Source organism: Labrenzia sp. ATLA3 (genome assembly GCF_057180185.1).
In genome coordinates this window covers 157,430-171,958 of the sequence record NZ_JBXUKV010000007.1, presented here as the reverse complement: position 1 = coordinate 171,958, position 14,529 = coordinate 157,430, and the positions used below count along the sequence as shown (strand labels likewise).

14 protein-coding genes are annotated in these 14,529 nt (G+C 60.8%); 10 read left to right on the top strand and 4 right to left on the bottom strand.

The genetic code is table 11. The annotated features are described in order from the left end of the window. Positions 1-11 precede the first annotated feature (11 nt). Together AC2A6O_RS19955 and AC2A6O_RS19950 are read left to right on the top strand one after the other, a co-directional pair. Positions 12-518 (top strand): tripartite tricarboxylate transporter TctB family protein, encoded by a 507-nt coding sequence (locus tag AC2A6O_RS19955; RefSeq protein ID WP_148585341.1) that lies wholly within the window; start codon positions 12-14, stop codon positions 516-518. A gap of 129 nt (positions 519-647) precedes the next feature. Beyond that, the gene (locus AC2A6O_RS19950; RefSeq protein WP_498929679.1) at positions 648-2,177 is read left to right on the top strand and encodes a tripartite tricarboxylate transporter permease; all 1,530 of its coding nucleotides are present in this window, start codon (positions 648-650) and stop codon (positions 2,175-2,177) included. Positions 2,178-2,316: 139 nt separating this feature from the next. Here AC2A6O_RS19950 and AC2A6O_RS19945 read toward each other — a convergent pair whose 3' ends face one another. Both AC2A6O_RS19945 and AC2A6O_RS19940 read right to left on the bottom strand, forming a co-directional pair. Further along, entirely contained in the window at positions 2,317-3,021 is a 705-nt protein-coding gene (locus tag AC2A6O_RS19945; RefSeq protein ID WP_498929677.1) for a pirin family protein, read from the bottom strand. Positions 3,022-3,149: 128 nt separating this feature from the next. Next, complete coding sequence (locus tag AC2A6O_RS19940; protein WP_498929675.1) at positions 3,150-3,716, bottom strand: DUF3291 domain-containing protein; 567 nt, start codon at positions 3,714-3,716, stop codon at positions 3,150-3,152. Between the two features lie 187 nt (positions 3,717-3,903). Here AC2A6O_RS19940 and AC2A6O_RS19935 point away from each other — a divergent pair, with 187 nt between their 5' ends. The 3 genes from AC2A6O_RS19935 to AC2A6O_RS19925 all read left to right on the top strand — a co-directional run bounded on the left by AC2A6O_RS19935 (position 3,904) and on the right by AC2A6O_RS19925 (position 5,853). After that, positions 3,904-4,731 (top strand): sulfite exporter TauE/SafE family protein, encoded by an 828-nt coding sequence (locus AC2A6O_RS19935; RefSeq protein WP_498929673.1) that lies wholly within the window; start codon positions 3,904-3,906, stop codon positions 4,729-4,731. 107 nt (positions 4,732-4,838) lie between these two features. After that, on the top strand, positions 4,839-5,540 hold the full coding sequence (locus AC2A6O_RS19930) for an AzlC family ABC transporter permease (RefSeq protein ID WP_148585336.1): 702 nt from the start codon (positions 4,839-4,841) through the stop codon (positions 5,538-5,540). Beyond that, positions 5,533-5,853 carry an AzlD family protein gene (locus tag AC2A6O_RS19925; RefSeq protein WP_148585335.1) on the top strand — a complete coding sequence of 107 codons (321 nt, stop codon included), beginning with the start codon at positions 5,533-5,535 and terminating at the stop codon, positions 5,851-5,853. Before AC2A6O_RS19930 ends, AC2A6O_RS19925 begins: the two co-directional genes overlap by 8 nt. A gap of 5 nt (positions 5,854-5,858) precedes the next feature. Here the strand turns inward: AC2A6O_RS19925 and AC2A6O_RS19920 are convergent, their stop codons facing one another. Beyond that, positions 5,859-7,406 carry a bifunctional aminoglycoside phosphotransferase/ATP-binding protein gene (locus AC2A6O_RS19920; protein ID WP_498929670.1) on the bottom strand — a complete coding sequence of 516 codons (1,548 nt, stop codon included), beginning with the start codon at positions 7,404-7,406 and terminating at the stop codon, positions 5,859-5,861. A 125-nt stretch (positions 7,407-7,531) separates the two neighbouring features. Between AC2A6O_RS19920 and AC2A6O_RS19915 the strand changes: the two genes are divergently transcribed. The 3 genes from AC2A6O_RS19915 to AC2A6O_RS19905 all read left to right on the top strand — a co-directional run bounded on the left by AC2A6O_RS19915 (position 7,532) and on the right by AC2A6O_RS19905 (position 11,005). Further along, entirely contained in the window at positions 7,532-7,912 is a 381-nt protein-coding gene (locus AC2A6O_RS19915; RefSeq protein ID WP_148585333.1) for a hypothetical protein, read from the top strand. Positions 7,913-8,178: 266 nt separating this feature from the next. Continuing rightward, complete coding sequence (locus AC2A6O_RS19910; protein WP_498929668.1) at positions 8,179-9,843, top strand: thiamine pyrophosphate-binding protein; 1,665 nt, start codon at positions 8,179-8,181, stop codon at positions 9,841-9,843. A 313-nt stretch (positions 9,844-10,156) separates the two neighbouring features. Further along, positions 10,157-11,005, top strand: coding sequence for a bifunctional allantoicase/(S)-ureidoglycine aminohydrolase (locus AC2A6O_RS19905; RefSeq protein WP_498929666.1), 849 nt, complete (start codon positions 10,157-10,159; stop codon positions 11,003-11,005). Between the two features lie 232 nt (positions 11,006-11,237). On the opposite strand, the gene bhcR is transcribed toward AC2A6O_RS19905, so the two are convergent. Continuing rightward, entirely contained in the window at positions 11,238-12,098 is an 861-nt protein-coding gene (gene bhcR, locus AC2A6O_RS19900) for an HTH-type transcriptional regulator BhcR (RefSeq protein WP_498929665.1), read from the bottom strand. A 170-nt stretch (positions 12,099-12,268) separates the two neighbouring features. Between bhcR and bhcA the strand changes: the two genes are divergently transcribed. Next, on the top strand, positions 12,269-13,459 hold the full coding sequence (bhcA, locus tag AC2A6O_RS19895) for an L-aspartate--glyoxylate aminotransferase BhcA (protein WP_498929663.1): 1,191 nt from the start codon (positions 12,269-12,271) through the stop codon (positions 13,457-13,459). Continuing rightward, positions 13,456-14,466, top strand: coding sequence for a beta-hydroxyaspartate dehydratase BhcB (bhcB, locus tag AC2A6O_RS19890; RefSeq protein ID WP_498929661.1), 1,011 nt, complete (start codon positions 13,456-13,458; stop codon positions 14,464-14,466). Before bhcA ends, bhcB begins: the two co-directional genes overlap by 4 nt. Positions 14,467-14,529 lie beyond the last annotated feature (63 nt).

The following is a 14,529-nucleotide window of genomic DNA, read 5'->3' as shown; positions in this document are numbered from 1 at the left end:
AGGGGTCTGACATGCGTTCCAAAATAACGGAAATGGTCGTTGTATTCGCCATTCTGGTCGCGGCGGTAGCGATGTGGTTCGTTGCCGACAAATTTCCGAACTCGATGAAATACGCCAGGATCGATTCAGACTTCTGGCCGAAGCTGGTGTGCGGTGCGCTTGCGGTGGTGTCGTTTCTGCAGTTGCTGCAACAGGCGGTCGGTCTGCGCGCAAGCCTGCAGTCGGCCTCCGCAGGTACCCGATCATCCGTGGACCCGGCATATGTGGCGCGTCTTGTTCTGATCGGTGGCCTGATCCTGGCCTACTTCTTCGCCTTGCAGTGGCTCGGTTTCGTCATCGCGACCTTGCTTTTTCTGTGGGCGGCATCCTTTGCCACTCCCTACAGCAACCTGACTGCGAAACTGCTTTTTTCGCCCTTGTTTACGTTTGGTCTGTGCCTGTTCTTCACGCGTGGGCTGTCACTGCCGCTGCCGCGCGGGCAGGGCATCTTCTACGATCTCAGCCTGCTGCTTTACTAGGACGCAGTCCCCGGAAGAAATCGGCCGCAGACTGAAAAGTCTCCCGATTTCAGCGTGTTGGAGCATCGTTTCTGTATTCAGCCGAATGCAGCCTGCTCCGAGCAGACCCATAAACGGAGCTTTCCGAAAATGCTGGACTCTTACCTGTCCGCGCTCGGCTACATGGCCAGCAACCCTTTCACGTTCCTGCTCATCATCTTCAGTGTTGTGTGGGGCATCGCATTCGGTTCCATCCCCGGCCTGACGGGGATCGTCGGCGTCGCGCTGCTCATCCCCTTCACGTTCGCCTTCGATCCGATCGAAGGTCTGCTGTTGCTGGGCGGGGTCTATGTCGGCTCGACGTTCGGTGGATCCATTTCCGCCATCTTGTTCAATACGCCAGGGTCACCCGAAGCGGCCTGTACCGCGCTGGATGGGTATCCGATGGCCCGCAAGGGGCAGGCGGGCAAGGCGCTGGGCATCGCGCTGGCAGCATCGGCCATCGGCGGGATCTTCGGCACTGTGGTGCTGATGGTCGCAGCGCCGCCACTGGCCAGACTGGCCCTCGAATTCGGCCCGCCGGAATATTTCGCGCTCGCTGTCCTCGGCATCACGGCCATCGCATCCATAGGCAACGGTTCGGTGCTGAAAGCGCTCATGGCCGGACTGCTCGGGCTGGGGGTTGCCACCATCGGTCTCGATCCCCTGACGGGGATGCCCCGGTTCACCTTTGGCAGCATGATGCTTCTGACCGGCGTCGGCTTCGTGCCGGCAATCATTGGCATCTTCGCACTCGCCGAGGTTCTGCAGCGTTTCGGTGAAGGCCCGCAGAAAGGCTATGTGATCGATGATGTTTCGACGGAACTGCCGACCATTGGCGAATTCATCCAGACCCGGATCACCTTGCTCCGGTCTTCCGTCATCGGCACGGTCATTGGCGCGTTGCCTGGTGTGGGGGCAACAACGGCAGCCTTCATCGCCTATTCGGAAGCCTCGCGTTGGTCCAGGCATCCGGAAAAATTCGGCACCGGCGTTCCGGAAGGCATCGCGGCGCCGGAGTCCGCCAACAATGCGGCCGTCGGCGGATCGATGATCCCGCTGCTGGCTCTCGGTATCCCCGGTAGCGCCACCACGGCAGTGATGATCGGCGGTCTGACGATCCACGGCATCATTCCCGGACCGCAGCTTATGCAGACCAATTCCGATCTGGTCTATTCGGTGTTCATCGGCATGATGCTGGCGAACCTTCTGATGCTGCTTGTCGGCGTGCGCATGGCACGTTATTTCGCCCTCGTCCTGAAGGCGCCTTATGCCCTTGTTGGCCCCGCCATCGTGGTCCTGTGCATGACAGGCGTCTATGCGCTCCAGAATAACGTGGTCGATCTCGCGGTCATGCTGGTGTTCGGGGTCGTCGGTTTCGCCATGCGCCGGTTCGGCTTTCCCGTTGCCAGTTTCATCATCGGTCTTGTGCTTGGCCCGATCGCCGAACTCAGCCTGCGGCAGGGACTGATGCTGAGCGATTACGATGTCACCGCCTTTGTGACCCGCCCCATTGCCGGAACGTTGCTGCTCTTCAGTGCCGCGTCGTTGGTCTATGGCCTTGTAGGCCAGTTCCTGCGCGCACGCCGCAAACTGAACGATGACACCGGATCAGACACCTCCGAAGAAGCAAAGGCCTAGGCATTTCATTGCCAGCCGGGCTCATATCGTCCCGTCTGGCACGACATCAAGCGGACGGGCTCTTCATTGGTCCCCGTCATTGCAGGGCTCGGAACTGTCAGGAGCGGGAAGGGCGGGAAAGATCCCGCCCCAACATGGTCTAGGCTGCCAGGTCGAACAGCAGAAATTCCGCATTTTCACTGGCCGTCAGCGAGACCTCGCCGGGCTCCAGCAGGCCAAGACCGTCACCGGCGGAGAGCGGCTGATCGTTGACGCTGAGCTTGCCCTTCACCAGTTGCAGCCAGACCTTCCGGCCGGGGCGAATGTCGAAGGCGAGGCTACGGTCGGCGGACAGCACCGATGCATAAAGGTCGACATCCTGGTGGATGGTGACGGACCCGTCCCGCCCGTCGCGTGAGCCGATCAGGCGCAGGGCGTCACGGCGACCGCCTTCCGGAAAGGCTTTCTGCTCGTAGCTCGGTGCAAGGCCTTCGGCTTCAGGCACGATCCAGATCTGCAGGAAGTGGACCGCATCGGTGTCCGAGTGATTGTACTCGCTATGTCGGACGCCGGTGCCGGCGCTCATGCGCTGAAGTTCACCAGGCCGGATCACCGAGCCGGTGCCAAGCGAATCCTTGTGTTCCAGACCACCGGAAACGACGTAGGAGATGATCTCCATGTTCTGGTGCGGGTGTGTCGGGAAGCCGGCACTGGGGGCGACACGGTCCTCGTTGATCACCCGCAAGGCGCCGAAGCCGAGATGCTTCGGGTCGAAGTACGAGCCGAACGAGAAAGAGTGTTTGCTTTTCAGCCAGCCGAAATCGGCATCGCCCCTGGCATCCGACGGACGCAGTATCTGGGTCATGGTTCAATCCTTTCTCAATGACTGGCACGAAGAGATCCGTGCACTGTTGAGCTTTAGATTGGCATTGAAGGGTAGTTTTACAATTCAGCCGAAATTGGACAATTAGTCATCGATTCTTGAACAATGACCTATTGAACCGCCTTTGGCGCTTCAGCGCGAATGCGGTTGCGTTCCGCGATCATTTTCGACCGGCCACCGTTCACGGTGACCGGCTTTCCAGCAGGGTCGAACGCGGTTTTGAACGTGAAGGCTGCCGGTGAGGGGCCCGTGTCACCCAGATGTTCAAAACGCTCGATCGCTTCCACCCAATCCGGCTGGTGGCCTTCCGGCACCCACCACAGCGCGTAGGCAGGGTAGGCGTGGTCTTCACGCATGAAGTCGGGGCCCTTTTTCAGGATCTCAGCGTGCGGCCCGCGATAGACGGCCGCCAGCGCGGATTCCAGGTCTTGCCAAAGCGATATGGTGGAAGGCGCCCAGCCATCGCCATTGTCCTGCCAGTATTTGGGAAACACCTGCTCGCCCCAACTCTCCGGCCCCGGCTCGTCGTCGTAGCCGGACCGAGCGACAAACCCTTCGGCCCGTTCCATTGCTGCCCAAACAAGCGGTTCGGCCTGATGGAAGGGCTCCACAACCGGATGCTCGGCCCGCGTGCGGAATTGGCCGAATGTGTAGAGCGCAAGCCAGTGACCACTCATGCTTCCTCGCTACCGAATGAATTCGGGTCGAGATTGGCCGCAAATCGTGCGAGCTGCAAGATCCTCCTGTGGTTGCTGGACAGATAGTCCACGGATGCGACTGGAAAAATTCGCCTAGCTGGTCTAAGCGCTGAGAGACGATTTTGGCGGCCGGCACAGGGCGGTCGCCGGCAACGAGGATAATCGCGTGGAAGATCTTAGCCTTTTCTCCCTTGGCATGCTGGCTGTTGCGCTGCTTGGAACCGGGCTTGTGGCTGGTATCATCGCCGGTCTGCTGGGTGTCGGCGGCGGCATCGTCATCGTGCCGGTGCTGTATTACATGTTCACCGCGCTGAAGATCGACCCGTCCGTCCTCATGCATGTGGCCGTCGGAACATCGCTTGCAACCATTCTGGCGACCGGCTCATCGTCAGCACGCGCTCATTACAAACGCGGCAGCGTTGATATGGATCTCCTGAAACGCTGGTGGTGGGCGATTGCCCTCGGTGTGCTGGCAGGGGGAACGCTTGCAGGAAACATTTCCGGCGGCGCACTGACACTGGTGTTCGGGGTCGTTGCGCTGGCGGTATCGGCCAACATGTTGTTCCGCAAGGCTGAGTCACATCTGGCCGACAAGCTGCCCGGATCGCCGATCAAGGAAGTGCTGGGCTTCCTGATTGGCGGGATCTCCGTGATGATGGGCATCGGCGGCGGCACGCTCGGCGTACCGACGCTGACACTGTTCAATTATCCGATCCGCAAGGCCGTTGGCACCGCTGCCGCCATCGGTCTCATCATCGCTGTGCCCGGCACCTTGCTGTCGATCTTTTTCGGCTGGGGAGAGGCGGGCCGCCCGCCGTTCTCGCTCGGGTATGTCAACCTTATAGGCTTTTTCCTGATCATTCCGGCCAGCACCCTGGCCGCGCCGCTCGGCGCCAAGATCGCCCATGCCATCGACCCGTCAAAGCTCAAGCTGGTGTTCGCAGTGTTCCTTGGGTTCACCGGTCTGCGCATGATTTACGGTGTCCTGTTTTGAAGATTGGTCAGTGCCGCCGAGAGGTTTCATTGGTTTTCAGGTGATTTATCAGCAATACTGACCTTTCTTCGCGGGGTCTTCCCGCCGCCTGAAACTCTTGGACAGACATGTTGAACAAAAATGTGACCCTCAGCCTGCAAGGCTGCGTTCGGGGCGCCACCATCTGCATTCCGGTTATGCCGGGCATCATTGCGGTTGGAATGGTTTTCGGAACGGTGGCCGCGCAAAAGGGCCTGACCTTTCTGGAGACCATATTGATCAACTCGCTGGTTTTTGCCGGAGCCAGCCAGTTCGTCGCGATGGAGGTCTACGGCGACCCGCTGACCCTTGGGCTCGTGGTGGCGATGATCGGGGTAACGGCGGCGGTCAACATGCGCATGGTGCTGATCGGCGCGAGCCTGCGGCCCTGGCTCGGCCAGGTGCCGGCCTGGCAGACATACCCGTCCCTGTTTGTGCTGACGGACCTCAACTGGTTGCTGGCCTTGTCGGAATACAACAAGGGCACGCGTGACTGGGGTATCTATCTTGGCAGCGGCCTGCTCACCTGGGCGCTCTGGTCGCTGTCCGTCATTCCGGGGTATTTCGCGGGCAGCCTGGTGTCGGACCCGAAAGTTTTCGGTCTGGATGTGGTTCTGCCGGCTTTCTTTGCCGCGCTGCTGGTTCCGCTCTGGAAAGGAAAGCGTCAGACGGTCAGCTGGTTGGTTGCAGGGGGCGTTGCCGCGCTGACCTGGTATCTGGTCGGTGGCTACTGGAGCATTTTCACCGGTGCCATCGCCGGTGCGTTCGCGGGGGCCTACCTGGATGACTGAGGGAGCGTTTACCGCCGATCCGATCTTCCTTCTGGCGGTGCTTGGCATGACCGCTGTTACCTATACGCTTCGGGCAGGTGGCTACTGGATAATGGGCAGGTTGCCGATCACACCACGGGTGCGCCGGGGCCTGGAGGCCTTGCCGGGGGCGATCATCGTTTCCACCATCTTGCCGATTGTGCTGAAGGGTGGGCTGGCTGTGGCGCTGTGCCTTGTCGTTGCCTCCATGGCACAGGTGATATTGCGCAAGGAATATGTCGCCGTCTTTTGCGCTGCCGGCGCCGCTGCCGCCCTCAGGGCTGCCGGGCTATAAAGCCTCTAGCGGGCCAGGACACGCCGAACCTGGTCTGCCGTTTCTTCAAGGTCACTTCCCGCATCGATCTCCGTCCAGGTCATCTTGCCGAGATCATAGCCAAGCTGGGTGTCGATAACGGTGGGCGTTGCGTCTGAGGCATCGTCCTCTCGCCCGGTAACACGGGATTTCAAAACGTCTTCCGGTGCCGAAAGCCACAGGCCACAGAACCCGCATTCGACCCTGGCTGCGATGCTTTCTATGCGGGTCCGTTCGCTTTCGGCGGCAAAAACCGCATCGAAAATCGCCGAATGTCCGGCGGCAAGAACGGACTGAATGGTGTCGTCCAGCGCGTGGTAGACCTTTTGCGAGGCTTCCTGGGTGTAGGCTTCCGCTGGTGCTTTTTCCGTTTCCGCGATACCCAGAAGACGCTTGCGCATCACATCCGTGCGCAGCACCCGTGCGCCCGGTGCGCGGCCAATGTCAGGGGCAATTTCATAGGCAAGCGTGGTCTTGCCGGTACCGGACAGTCCACCGACCGCGACCAGTTGCGGCCGTGAAGGATCCAGAAAAGCCAACGCATGGCGGAAATAGCCTTGAGCCTGGTCACGCTCCAGTTGTTTCTGGGTTGGGTCCGACTGGTTGAGAGCGGCGCTGGCCGCGATCTTGGCCCGGATCGCAGCGCGCATCATCAGGTAGAAGGGCAGGGCCGCCAGACCTTCCGAGTGGGCGTCCAGTCGGCTCTTGTCCAGATAGCGGTTGAACACACGGTTGGCCGCGCGCTGTTGACCGCGGTCCCACAGGTCCATCAGCAGAAAGGCGAGATCGTAGAGAACGTCGCCGGTGGCAATTGCATCTGAAAATTCAACCGCGTCGAAAAGGACGGGCTCGCCGTCGACCAGCACGATATTGCGAAGATGCGCATCGCCATGGCAACGGCGGACGAGCTCCTGGTCTCCGCGCTGCAGGATCAGCTCATGGAGCGCCGCCAGAACAGTGCGGGATGTTTCGGTCAGATGCCGGACGGATTCTGCGTCAAACAGATCGGGATGCTCGCGAAAGGCTTCGTCGTTCTGCTCAACGTAACTTGCAAGCTCCGAATAGAAGCCACTGCCCTGACGCGCGGGCGCGGTCTCGTGAGCGCTCACCATCATGTCGGCCAGCCGGTCGGACAGGCTGTCGGGAAGCGGGCCTTTTTCGGCGATGATGTCCAGTTCGTGCTGGCGTTCGAATCGGTTCATTTCAACCACCCATTCGATGACTTCGCCTTTGCCGTCAAATGTCAGGCTGCCGTCCGCCTCTCGTGTGATCGCGAGCGCCTGCCGGTAGATCTGCGGCGCATTTGGCCGGTTGTAGGTGATTTCCGCCTTGCAGGCCTCTTCCCGCAAGGCCAGCGTCGAATAGTCGAGGAAGGGGAACTTGACCGACCGCTTGACCTTGTAGGCCTTGCCGCCTACCAGAAAGATGATGTTGGCATGTGTGTCGACCCGCTTTGTCTCGGGCCGTTGAGGATCGTCGGATGGTAGGCTGCTCAGGTAGGCAAGCGCCTCATTCTGGGTTTCGGCCTGATCCATCTTCCGTCCCTTTTGCTGACACACAAAACATGCCCCACTTGCACCCCGCCGGGTTTGATCCTTCTCAATGTGAGGTAACCCGGATGTGGCACAAATAAACCGGAATGTCAGTAAAGGAGGGCCCCATGAGCGACTATCCGTCTTTGAAAAGGATCAGGTTGAACCTGGCCAGAACACAGGAATTTCCGCAAGGTTCGGCGAACCACGGTTACGAATTCACCGCTCCGCTTGACGAGAGCGGCCATATCGACGCCGGACTTTGGAAGAAGGAGCGCGATCATTGCCGTGTTCGGCGATTCTGGGGCACCGAGGAAGAGGAAGTCGGGCATCTCATCCATCGCCCGGGCGGATCCTGGGCTTTCCATTACGACATCGATGGCGAGGATGACGACGAGGCGGGCTACCGTTTCGGTGCGCATGCCTTCAACCCGGGCGAATATGTTTCCATCAAGGACGAGGACGGTGAGATGCACACCTTCCAGGTGGTGACGGTTCAGCCGGTCTGAAATCAGCTTCCCATAATCAAGTGACAAAAAAGAATGGGGGCAGGGGCGCCGGGAAAACGGTGCCCCTTTTTCTTGCCGCCGTCATTCCGGATCGGCTCCCGGCCGTGCCTCGCTTGTCCGGAATGACGGCGCTGGAAATTGGGGAAGCGACATCCTTCCAGAACGGAATGACCCCATTGCCAATTAATCTGATTTTCGCCTCTAACGGGGTAGATTTTCATACGCTATAGAATGAACAGAACTTCTTTTTCGTAAGGACCCGGAACATGGACCAGAAGACCGGCGGCGAATTGTTGGTGGAGGCGCTGGAGCGTCACGGCGCGGAGCGTGTGTTCTGTGTGCCCGGCGAAAGTTATCTGGCCGTACTCGACGCGCTTTACGATGCCTCGATCCCTGTCACGGTCTGCCGCCAGGAAGGTGGCGCCGCCATGATGGCCGACGCCTGGGGCAAGCTGACCGGCAAGCCGGGCATCTGCATGGTGACCCGTGGTCCAGGCGCCACCAATGCGTCGGCAGGTGTGCATGTGGCCGCGCAGGACTCAACGCCGATGATCCTGTTCATCGGCCAGATCGAACGCGGCATGCGCGAGCGTGAGGCCTTCCAGGAGGTGGACTACCGCCAGATGTTTGGTGGCATCGCCAAATGGGTGGCCGAGATCGATCACGCGGACCGCGTGCCGGAGTTCATTTCGCGGGCCTATCACGTTGCCACTTCCGGCCGTCCGGGCCCGGTCGTTCTGGCCCTGCCGGAAGACATGCTGGTTGAAAAGGCCGCTGCCGTGCAGCCGCCTGCGTGGACCCAGATCGAAACCCATCCCGGCCTCACCCAGATGGCCGAGTTGCAGAAGCGCCTTTGGGCGGCTGAGCGGCCGATTGCCATCCTGGGCGGCAGCCGCTGGTCGGAAGAGGCTGTCGCTGCCTTCACCCGCTTTGCCGAACGGTTCGACCTGCCGGTTGCCTGCTCGTTCCGCCGTCAGATGCTGTTCGACAATTTGCATCCGAATTACGCCGGCGATGTCGGCATCGGCATCAATCCGAAATTGCTGGCCCGGGTCAAAGCCTCGGACCTGATCCTGCTGGTCGGCGGCCGTTTGTCCGAAATGCCGAGCCAGTCCTATTCGCTGCTCGATATTCCGTCTCCCGCGCAGCAATTGGTGCATATCCATCCCGATGCGGAAGAACTCGGCCGGGTCTACCGGCCTGCACAGGCCATTCATGCCACCCCGACAGCCTTCTGCAAGGCGGCCGAAGGCCTTCAGCCGCCGGCAGAGCTGAAAGGCGCCGGCGAAGCGGCCAAGGCCCATCAGGACTATCTCGATTGGTCCGGAGCCCGGCCGCAGGTGCCCGGCAACCTCCAGATGGCAGGTGTCATGGACTGGCTGGAAGCCAATCTTCCGGAAGACACGGTCTGCACGAATGGGGCCGGCAACTACGCCACCTGGCTGCACCGTTTCCACCGCTTCCGCCGCTACGCCACCCAGGCAGCGCCGACGAGCGGTTCCATGGGCTACGGCTTGCCCGCCGCCGTTGCCGCCAAGCTTGCCTTTCCAGAGCGCGAAGTCGTCTGTTTTGCCGGCGACGGCTGCCTGCAGATGACCATGCAGGAATTCGGCACCGCCTGTCAGGATGGCGCCAACATCATCGTTCTGGTGATCGACAACGGCATGTACGGCACCATCCGCATGCATCAGGAACGCACTTATCCGGGCCGTCCGTCCGCGACTAGGCTGGTCAATCCTGATTTCGCGGCGCTTGCCCGCAGCTACGGCGCCTTCGGCGAGACCGTCGAAAGCACCGAGGCTTTTGGGCCCGCATACGAACGTGCCCGCAAAGCCGGCACACCTGCGCTCCTGCATCTGAAGCTCGATCCGGAAGCCATCACCCCGGCTGCAAGCCTCAGTCAGATCCGGGCCGCGGCGCAGGGCAAATAAAGATCCAGCCTCAAGCAGTCGTTCCGGTCTGTGACCTCAGGACACGGCCGGAACCTGCTGGACGGCAGACGAGTCTTCGGCCGAGCGCGGATTTCACGGAAATCAGCGAGACCAGCCACGCCTTCACCTGTGCGGCAACGGACTGTCACGCCCTGCCATTGGCTCTGCGCTGGATTGATTTGAAGACTAAGAAAATCAAGCGACGATTATCTTGTTTTTTCGATAGGTGCTCTTCGGACATGCCCCGTGGTCCGGCTCCGCAAGGCAGGCCATAGTTTGCGGCAACTGGTTTTGTTGAAAAAGAAGGTTGGCCGTGCCCCAGTCCAAGCCCCCGAGAACCTACTATGCGCCGACCGGCGGTCATCCCGGTCAGGAAACGCTCCTGACGGACCGGGCCGTCTTTACCGATGCCTATGCGGTCATTCCGAAAGGCACCATGCGTGACATCGTCACCAGCTGTCTGCCCTTTTGGGAGAAGACCCGCCTGTGGGTGCTGTCGCGGCCCCTGTCCGGCTTCGCTGAAACCTTCTCGCAATACATCGTCGAAGTGTCGCCGGGCGGCGGCTCCGACCGGCCGGAGACCGACCCGTCAGCCGAGGGTGTCCTGTTCGTTGTCGAGGGCGAGGCCATTCTGACAGCCGAGGGCCAGCCGTACGAGCTGAGGGCCGGAAGCTACGCTTTCCTGCCGCCTCAAACCGACTGGAGCCTGAAGAACACAAGCAGTGAGCCAGTACGGTTCCACTGGGTCCGCAAGGCGTTCGAGCCCGTGGAAGGCCTTGAGCGGCCGACGCTTTTCGTCACCCACGAAGACGATATAGAACCGCGCGCCATGCCCGGTACCGACGGCAAATGGGCAACGACCCGTTTTGTCGACCCGGAAGACGTGCGCCACGACATGCATGTCAACATCGTCACCTTCCAGCCGGGCGCGGTCATTCCCTTTGCCGAAACCCATGTGATGGAACACGGGCTTTATGTTCTGGAAGGCAAGGCGGTCTATCGTCTCAATCAGGACTGGGTCGAGGTCGAGGCCGGCGACTACATGTGGCTGCGCGCCTTCTGCCCGCAGGCCTGCTATGCCGGCGGTCCGGGCCCGTTCCGCTATCTGCTGTACAAGGACGTCAACCGCCACATGAAGCTGCAGCCGGCAGGCCGGTTCTAGGCGGGCGCCCGGCTGACATTCCGCGGCGCTGCGGCGTCATCGCAAGGGGAGGTAAAGCGTTGCCTCTCCACTCCCTCATGCTGAGGAGGACCGCAGGTCCGTCTCGAAGCATGGGCGGCACGCTCCGGAACAAGTGGCCCATCCTTCGAGACGCTGCTGTCGCAGCTCCTCAGGATGAGGGAGTGGGTGGTAGCGGCCGTCGTTTCTTACTGTCTAAGGTAGCGAAGAGGCCTCATTTGACTGTCTTCCTTTGCGCCGAAGGGACTTCGCCGCCGAGGGCGGTGGTCAGTGCGGCGGCTGCCGACCTCACCGCGTCGGCAATGGGGGTGATCCTGTCCGGGCTGACACGGCTGGTCGGGCCGGAGACGGAAAGACCGGCGACAGCTTCTCCATAATGATTGAACACGGGCGCGGCGATGCAGCGCATGCCGAGGTTCTTTTCCTCCCCATCGATCGAAAACCCGCGCGCCCGGATCGCTTCCAGGTCAGCAGCCAGAAGATCCGCATCGCACAGCGTGTGCTCGGTGAAACGCTCCCGGTCGGTCTGCTTCAGGATGCGCTTGCATTGATCCTCGTCCATGCAGGCCAGCAGCGCCTTGCCGATGCCGGAGGCATGCAGCGGAGATAATGTGCCGGGCGGGAAGAACGCGCGAATGCTTTCGTGGGTTTCCACCTGGCTGACGAACAGCACCTGGTCTGCCTGTGCCACCCCCAGATTGGCCGTTTCCCCCGTATGTTCCATCAGGGACCGCAGGATCGGACGGGCCCGCTCCACCAGACTGGTGCGTCTGAGAAAGCGTGCGCCGATGATGAAGGCACCCGGGCCGATGTGCCAGAGCTGCTGCGCCTGGTCGAACTCCACCAGACCGCGCGTCTCCAGCGTGAACAGGATGCGGTAGAGCGTTGCCGTGGATTCGCCGAGCTGCTCCGAAAGGGCGGACAGCGAAACGCCGGACTGGGTGCTCAGATACTCGAACACGGCCATGGCCCGGTCGAGCGACTTGATGGTGTTCTGCTCGGTCTTGTCGTCCCAGGCCCGTGGCCGCCCCCGGGCCCGTCGTGTGGCGGAACTGTCGGATTTCTGGTTTGTCATCAGCTCATGTTTTCATAATTTGAAAAATCAATTCATCATATGAAAAATATAACATACTGACAATAATGATACTTTCCAAAAAATCCATTTTTGAAAAAATATTTTAAAAAAATTGCGAGCCTTTGCCCCTGCGCGGTACCGTTTCTCAAAATTCATAAGAGGAAACGGCCATGAGCTTCCAAAACCCTGTTTTCATTCCCGGCCCCACCAACATGCCGGAGGCGCTCCGCAGAGCCTGCGACATGCCGACCTTGGACCACCGCTCACCGCTGTTCGGTGAGATCCTGCAGCCTGCGCTTGCCGGCGTCAAAAAGGTGCTGAAGACGGAACTCGCCGAGGTTTTCCTGTTTCCGTCAACCGGCACCGGCGGCTGGGAAACCGCCATCACCAACACACTAAGCCGGGGCGACAAGATCCTGGCCGCCCGCAACGGCATGTTCAGCCATCGCTGGATCGACATGTGCCAGCGCCACGGTCTGAAGGTTGAGGTGGTCGAGGCACCCTGGGGCACGGGATTGCCTGCGGACCGCTACGAGGAAATCCTCACGGCGGACACAAACCACGAGATAAAGGCGGTTCTGGCAACGCACAACGAAACCGCAACTGGCGTCAAATCCGACATTGCCGCGGTGCGCCGCGCGCTGAATGCCGCAAAACATCCGGCCCTTTTGTTCGTCGACGGCGTCAGCTCGATCGCATCGATGGACTTTCGCATGGACGAATGGGGTGTTGATGCTGCCGTCACCGGCTCCCAGAAAGGCTTCATGCTGCCGCCGGGCCTCGCCATCATCGCCCTTTCGCCCAAAGCGCAGGCCGCGGTTGAAAGCGCCCGGCTACCGCGGACCTTCTTCGATGTGCGCGACATGATGAAGGCCTACGCGTCGAATGCCTATCCCTATACGCCGGCCGTCGGCCTGATGAACGGTCTGAAGCAGAGCTGCGACATGCTGCTGGCAGAAGGGCTTGAGAACGTCTTTGCGCGCCATCACCGCATTGCCGAAGGCGTACGTGCCGCAGTCAGGGCCTGGGGCCTTGAGCTTTGTGCCCGGACACCGGACGTCTATTCGGACTCTGTCAGCGCGATCCGCACACCAGAGGGCTTCAACGCCAACGACTTGGTCACCCACGCCGCCGCGAAATACGGCGTCGCCTTCGGTGTCGGCCTTGGAGAGGTTGCGGGCAAGGTGTTCCGCATCGGCCATCTGGGCAGCCTGACCGACGTCATGATGCTGTCGGGCCTCGCCACCGCGGAAATGGCCATGGCCGATCTCGGCCTCAACATCAAACTCGGCTCTGGTGTTGCCGCAGCCCAGGAAGTCTATCGCAGCGACAGCGCCATTGCCTCAAAGGAAGCCGCATGAAAACCGACGCCCTGACCCAGTATATCCCGACGCTCGAGGACATGCTCGTTGCTCATGAGCGCATCAAGCCGTACATCCACCGCACGCCGGTTCTGACCTCATCGTTTCTGAACGAGCTGACCGGCGTGGAGCTGTTCTTCAAATGCGAGAACTTCCAGAAGGCGGGCGCGTTCAAGGTGCGCGGTGCATCCAACGCCGTCTTTGGTCTGGACCCTGAAACCGCGAAGGCCGGTGTCGCGACACATTCCTCCGGCAATCATGCGCTTAGCCTCTCCTATGCGGCAGGCCGGCGGGGGATTCCCTGCCATGTGGTCATGCCGCGAACGGCGCCGCAGGCCAAGAAGGATGCGGTGCGCGGTTATGGTGGCATCATCACCGAGTGCGACCCCTCCACCTCCAGCCGCGAAGCGGTCTTTGCGGAGGTCGAAGCCCGCACTGGTGCGGAATTCGTTCACCCCTACAATGACCCGCGTGTCATCGCAGGGCAGGGCACCTGTTCCAAGGAATTGCTGGAGCAGACGGACGGCCTTGATGCGGTTATAGCTCCGATTGGCGGCGGTGGCATGGTCTCCGGCACCTGCCTGACCCTGTCGAACCTGGCGCCCGAGGTAAAGATCTACGCCGCAGAACCGGAGCAGGCGGATGATGCCGCCCGCAGCTTCAAGGCCGGTCACATCATTGCCGATGATGCACCGAATACGGTCGCCGACGGATTGAAGGTGCCGCTCAAGGAGCTGACCTGGCACTTTGTCTCCCACCACGTCACAGACATCCTGACGGCGTCGGAACAGGAAATCATCGATGCCATGCGCCTGATCTGGGCGCGGATGAAGATTGTCATGGAACCTTCTTCCGCCGTGCCACTGGCAACCATCCTGAAGAACAGGGACGTCTTCGCGGGCAAGCGCGTCGGCGTCATTATCACCGGTGGCAATGTCGATCTCGGCAAGCTGCCCTGGAGCATCCTGCGTTCTGAGAACCGCAACCAGGATGCTCCATCTCTTTAAAAACGATCAATTTTTCAGCATTCGGATGAAATCCGAAAGCAGGTTGATCTGGAACGTCTGAGC

Bases quoted from the DNA above. Each gene is read 5' to 3' on its own strand.
- AC2A6O_RS19955 (WP_148585341.1), top strand. From the start codon at position 12: ATGCGTTCCAAAATAACGGAAATGGTCGTTGTATTCGCCATTCTGGTC.
- AC2A6O_RS19950 (WP_498929679.1), top strand. From the start codon at position 648: ATGCTGGACTCTTACCTGTCCGCGCTCGGCTACATGGCCAGCAACCCT.
- AC2A6O_RS19945 (WP_498929677.1), bottom strand. From the start codon at position 3,021: ATGACCCAGATACTGCGTCCGTCGGATGCCAGGGGCGATGCCGATTTC.
- AC2A6O_RS19940 (WP_498929675.1), bottom strand. From the start codon at position 3,716: ATGAGTGGTCACTGGCTTGCGCTCTACACATTCGGCCAATTCCGCACG.
- AC2A6O_RS19930 (WP_148585336.1), top strand. From the start codon at position 4,839: ATGTTGAACAAAAATGTGACCCTCAGCCTGCAAGGCTGCGTTCGGGGC.
- AC2A6O_RS19925 (WP_148585335.1), top strand. From the start codon at position 5,533: ATGACTGAGGGAGCGTTTACCGCCGATCCGATCTTCCTTCTGGCGGTG.
- AC2A6O_RS19920 (WP_498929670.1), bottom strand. From the start codon at position 7,406: ATGGATCAGGCCGAAACCCAGAATGAGGCGCTTGCCTACCTGAGCAGC.
- AC2A6O_RS19915 (WP_148585333.1), top strand. From the start codon at position 7,532: ATGAGCGACTATCCGTCTTTGAAAAGGATCAGGTTGAACCTGGCCAGA.
- AC2A6O_RS19910 (WP_498929668.1), top strand. From the start codon at position 8,179: ATGGACCAGAAGACCGGCGGCGAATTGTTGGTGGAGGCGCTGGAGCGT.
- bhcR (WP_498929665.1), bottom strand. From the start codon at position 12,098: ATGACAAACCAGAAATCCGACAGTTCCGCCACACGACGGGCCCGGGGG.
- bhcA (WP_498929663.1), top strand. From the start codon at position 12,269: ATGAGCTTCCAAAACCCTGTTTTCATTCCCGGCCCCACCAACATGCCG.
- bhcB (WP_498929661.1), top strand. From the start codon at position 13,456: ATGAAAACCGACGCCCTGACCCAGTATATCCCGACGCTCGAGGACATG.